The following is a 5011-nucleotide window of genomic DNA, read 5'->3' on the forward strand; positions in this document are numbered from 1 at the left end:
CCCTAGCATTGGGGCGATCGAGGCGAAAGCCGCATCAATCGGTCCAGCAAGCGAAGCGGTCACTTTGCGCTTCCGGTTTTGTTCGGCGCGCAGTTATTGATTGCTCAAGACTTGGAGCGCCCGCCCTACCGCGGAACAGCTGAGCCCCGTTGCCTCGCTACTGCTTCAGGATTGTGTTCTTGGCGCCTTGTTCGACCTGGTCGATCACCAGCAGCTTCACCGGATCGCTGCCGATATTGGTCGCCTGATGCCACTGGCCGATCATCTCGACGATGAAATCGCCGGTCTTGTAAGTGTTGCTGCTGCCGGTCTCGACATTGGTGACCTTGAGGGTGCCTGCCTCGACATAGGCATAGCGCGGGAAGGGATGTTTGTGCACCGGCAGCGTCGCGCCGGGCGCGATCTGATAGGCTGAGACCTGGACTGCGGCAGCTTGATCGGCTGGCCGGATGCCGTCGTCGTCTTCGACGCCAATGGCGTCACGACAACAGGTGTGGCCGAACTGTCCAGAGCGTCGGCGGTGGTTGCATAAAAAGCGGCCGCCAGCAGCAGCGCCGATGCCGGAATGTTTCGCACGATTTCCTCCCGAAATGATCGGCAAAATCGCCTAAGCGCTGTCGACTCGCAAGGAGAAAGGATTTGGGGCTTCCCGGGCTGTATGAACTATCAGCTGCCAGGTCCTTCAAATCTGCCCCCCACTTGGGTGCTGCCGCACCCAGTCCCTTGATAGACCGGAATCATCCCCTAGTTAGTTTCCCTGGCGTAGTCGCGAGTTGCCTGGGGGTGCTGCGCCGTTCTGACGGCATGCGGCGGAAGGACGGCCGGCCGAAGCGCCTTTGGAGGGTGCCGTGCGTCAATATCTGGGATCCAGCTTGGTCCGTTTCGCGTTCGCGTGCTCTGTCGCGATAGCTTGCGCGGGAGCCGCGGCCGCCGGCGAGCGCGGCCAAGGTCATAACGCTGGTGGCGATCACGGGAATAACGGAGGTCATGGCGCTGGCAGCAACAACGGTCAGCACAACGGAACTAGCGGCGATCCCGGTGGCTCCGGCGGCAGTCCGCCGTCTGACCCACCGTCCCCACCGTCTAACGATGACGGAAGCAGCCCCACCACAACCGGGTCAGTGACGTCAAGGGCGGGCGTAGCCGGCAACGGCGGAAGGTCGCTCGACCTTCCGCCCGCCCTGCTGCCCTTCGAAGACAGCGCCATTCCACTGGCAGTCCATCCAATCGAAGTGCTGCCGGGTGTCCCGGACAACATCGTTCGTGCCTGCCGTGAGGCAATCGAGCAGGCCGCAGCTCAGTTTGGCGCGACCAGTGTGCGCGTCAGCAGTGCAGGTTCCGTACGGCGGTTGAGCCGACAGAGGATATCGGCTCCCGTCCAGGTCAGCATCGACTACGGATATCAAGGCGGCGTCGAGACGCGCCAGGCGCCGGTCGGCTGCGAATTGAACGCGAAAGGCAGCGTGATCGGGCTGACATAGCGCACAGTGGGAGCCCTCGCCGTAGACGTCGAGTTCATGCCGCCCAGCGGCAGATTTTCCAGGGCAGTCGTTCCAGCTCAGTCCAACGTCGAGTGGCTTGGCCGGAGGGAAAACGGAAGCGTAATGGCACGCACACGGATTTCGCGCGACGGTTTGCGAACCTTGCTGGACGTAGTCTTCTTTTGGCTGACAGCTTTCGTCTGGCCTGCGCCGGCCGATGCGCGGCCAGTGCGCGGCTTCAGCGGCGGCTCTATCTGAGCGTCGCGGCGCTGAGCCCGAAGCTTATCATTATCGGCACGTGCGGCGGCCAGCTCGCGGGCGAAAGAAACCGTCGCTTCACGTTGCTTGTCCAGAGCCTCCTTCAGCCTCATGGCGGCCTGTCCCAAAAGTTGGCGGGCTGTGTCACGCTCGAGGCGGGCTTTGTTGAGGTTCTCTCCGACCGACACTGCTGAAGCGCGTTCGCTCTCCAGCGCCTGCGCCGTCTCGCTAACAGTCTGCTCCGCATGTTGCTTCGCTGCGACAGCCCTGCCTCGCTCCTGCAACGCCGCGTCGCGTTCCAGCCGGGCCTTGTCGAGGTCCTCACGGGCCGCGACTGCCGAAGCGCGTTCGCGCTCCAGCGCCTGCGCTGTTTCAGTTGCAGCCTGCTCGGCATGCACTTTCGCCGTGACAGCCTTAGCTCGCTCCTGCTCAGCCGCGTCGCGCTCGAGGCGGGCTCTGTTGACGTCCTCTTGGGCCGATATTGCTGAAGCGCGTTCGCGTTCCAGAGTCTGCGCCGTCTCGGCGGCAGTCCGCTCGGCACGCTCTTTGGCTAAGACGGCGTTGGCTCGCTCCTGTTCGGCCGCGTCGCGCTCGAGCCGGGCTTTGTCGAGGTCCGCACGGGCCGCGACTGCTGAAGCCTGTTCCCGTGCCAATGCCTGCGCCGTCTCGGCAGCAGTCTGCTCAACCCTTGCTCGCGTCGCGGCGGCACCGGTCCGTTCCCGCTCAGCCGTGTCCGCGATCGCGGCCTTGGACTGCTCCATTTCAGCGATGTCGGCACGAAGGTCCTCCGACTTCCGGCGCTCCTCGTCAAGCATTCCGCTCGCTTGCGCCAGCGAAGCCTCGGCTTTGGCGCGATCCCCGGCGGCTTTGGCTTCCAGCTGTTCAATTTGCGCTCGCGCTTGCGCTAGGTCGCGCGCCATCTGTTCGGTTCGCTCCCGTTCGAGGCGAGCAGCGGGCATCTGTATAAAGACATGGTCAATGGTTTCGCTGATCCGCGCGCGGATATCTTGCGCAATCCACCGCAATGCCTCGAGCGTGCGGGCTGCCACAAGTTCGTTGCGCAAACGCTCCTCGCTGGCGTCGTCCGCGGCTGCCATGCTTGTCTTCAGCACCTCGATCTGCTTGCGCGTCTCAGCGAGCGCACTCTCCAGAGCGGCACTCCTGGCGCGCTCCTCCTCCATCGCTCGGTGCTCTTGGCCAGCCAATTCCGTTGCAGCTGCTGCCTGAGCACGAGCTGCCTCGACCTGTGCTTCGGCAGCGTTGAGATCCGGTTTGGGCAATTCGCCGTTCGTGGGTGCGTCGGTTGATGCCGTGCTGGCAGGAATCTCCAAAGGGCGTGAAAGATCGGGAAGGGAGTAGCTATCGGCCCGCGAAACAGCGGGGGCGCTTTCGACCGGCTTTTGTTTCGTCAACGCATAGCCAAGCGGCACGGCCAGACAAATTGCGGCGACGCTCAAGCGTAACAAGGGGCTCGTCGGCCTGCGAACACGGGGAGGTAAGGCCATGGCGAAGCTTGTCGCCGGAGCGAAAGCATCGGGCAGGTCCTCGCGCGAGTTCTCGCCCGCTTCGGGCGTCGTGTTGAGATAATCCTTTCGCACCCCGGACTTACCGGAGTTTAGACCCTGAACATCCGGGGCCGGGGGCACGGCGGCCCGGGAAGAAGCCGGCTTGGCTGCAAGATTGCGTGGGCGATCCCAGGCCCAAGAAGCCTCATCGAGGGGAATAGGCGTGCTTTCGCTCAGGTAGCCATACTGGTGACGCCGTCTCGCTGCGATGAGGATACGCCGGACCACAAGGAAGAAGCCTACCAATACAAATATTGTCATCCCGCCCAGGAGAGCGAGACCTGTGTCGTCTGCGTAAAACCCGGCAAGATCTGACATCGCCGTACCTGCGCGGTTTCCGATGTAACTTTAAGCTCGTGAAGCGGTGTGTGGCTCCTCGCCCTGGCTAACTTTGCTGCCTGCCTTCGAAGCTGTCACCGCTTCGGCCCCAGTACTGGGGGAATTTTGTCGATGCATGGCTGGGCGCCGGTCGAAAGCCAGCTCGCGCCTCTCCATCCTCAACGTCCCGGGAAGTTCTCCCACGGTGCGCGCCATGCCACCATTTCGGAGTCTGGACGCTCCATCGTAAAGCTAGGTCACAGACCTCGGTGGTCAACCATCCTGGGCGACAGTTCGGCCATGCAAAATGGCCATCGCGGTGCCGGCACGAGCGCCAAGACTCCCGCGGCTACCTCATCAAGCTCGACGAACTGGTGACGATCCCGAAATCGGCAGGCCATTTGGTCCTGCTGCCGAGAGAGGATCTGGCACTTGGCGGATCTCAGTAGATCGTCATGAGGATCGGCAGGTAACTGCCTGCTCGCAGTTGTTCGATTGCTTCAATGGCGGGAAAGGCTGCGGGGAAGTACAGTCCATCCTGGAAGTTGCGCTTGAGCGCTTTCGGGGAGAAGACAACTTCGGCAGAGTCCGTATATTGGGACAGTTTCGGCCAGAACAGCGGCGTATAGCGCGCATAGGAATCGTATTGCGAGCCGAAGATCGTCTTCAGGTGTTCGGCCTCCTTGGCTGCCGTGATGACCAAGATCCAATAGCTGAAAAATCCCAGCGCCAGAGCGACGGCGATCGATCCATGGATCAATCCGATCCCAGCTGCTCCAAGCGTAGAAAAGAGATAGAGCGGGTTTCTGGTCAACGAGTAGGGGCCGGAGGTAATCAACTCCAGATTCTTCTTTGAACCGATATAGAGAATGCTCCACATCCTGCCAACGAAGCAGGTGAGGACCAGGCCGAGACCCGCCATCTGGATCAGTTCATGTACGCCCCCACCCAATCCGGGGTGCGAAAACAGGATAACAGTTGCAGCAACCAGCCCCGCTGCCCGAGCGGCGTTTATCCGCATCCTTTGATTGACTGGTTGAACTCTCATCGAGGCCCCCGGGAATGAAGAGGCCGCGTTTCTGGGCTCCGCATTTTGACGGCACCCCCCGATATGCGGCTCGCTTGCGCTTGCCAGGCTTTGCTGGCTGTGCGGTTGAACAGGAGGGGTATCGATCATTGGATCGTCTCCTCGGTAAGCTGAAGGAAGACGTCCTGGAGCCGCCCGCCCTCGGCCTCGAAGGCGAGGATCGGCATCTCGGCGCGGATCAGGACGTTCGGGATTTCGTTGTTGAGATGGCGGTTTTGAGGTGTTTTGGTCGGATCAAGAAGTTCGACGCGCAGCCAGCCCGCGTCTCCATTGACAAAATGTCCCGTGACAGGCTGCAGAAT

4 protein-coding genes and 1 pseudogene are annotated in these 5011 nt (G+C 61.9%); 1 reads left to right on the forward strand and 4 read right to left on the reverse strand.

From position 1 onward, the window contains the following. Positions 1-157: 157 nt before the first annotated feature. A pseudogene (locus EOA60_RS18365) lies at positions 158-576 on the reverse strand (cupin domain-containing protein). A gap of 545 nt (positions 577-1121) precedes the next feature. Here EOA60_RS18365 and EOA60_RS37665 point away from each other — a divergent pair. After that, positions 1122-1481, forward strand: coding sequence for a hypothetical protein (locus EOA60_RS37665; protein ID WP_067329484.1), 360 nt, complete (start codon positions 1122-1124; stop codon positions 1479-1481). A 77-nt stretch (positions 1482-1558) separates the two neighbouring features. Here the strand turns inward: EOA60_RS37665 and EOA60_RS18375 are convergent, their stop codons facing one another. From EOA60_RS18375 to EOA60_RS37670, 3 genes are all read right to left on the reverse strand, one after another. Then, a complete protein-coding gene (locus EOA60_RS18375) occupies positions 1559-3337 on the reverse strand; it encodes a hypothetical protein (protein ID WP_127334831.1) in 1779 nt (592 codons plus the stop codon). Positions 3338-4064: 727 nt separating this feature from the next. Next, on the reverse strand, positions 4065-4799 hold the full coding sequence (locus EOA60_RS18380; RefSeq protein WP_245322447.1) for an isoprenylcysteine carboxylmethyltransferase family protein: 735 nt from the start codon (positions 4797-4799) through the stop codon (positions 4065-4067). Beyond that, positions 4796-5011 (reverse strand): hypothetical protein (locus EOA60_RS37670; protein ID WP_164899388.1); only part of this gene is annotated, 216 nt, incomplete at its 5' end. The genes EOA60_RS18380 and EOA60_RS37670, both read right to left, overlap by 4 nt.

The sequence above is a fragment of the Mesorhizobium sp. M1A.F.Ca.IN.020.06.1.1 genome (genome assembly GCF_004023265.1).
Taxonomy (GTDB): Bacteria; Pseudomonadota; Alphaproteobacteria; order Rhizobiales; family Rhizobiaceae; genus Mesorhizobium.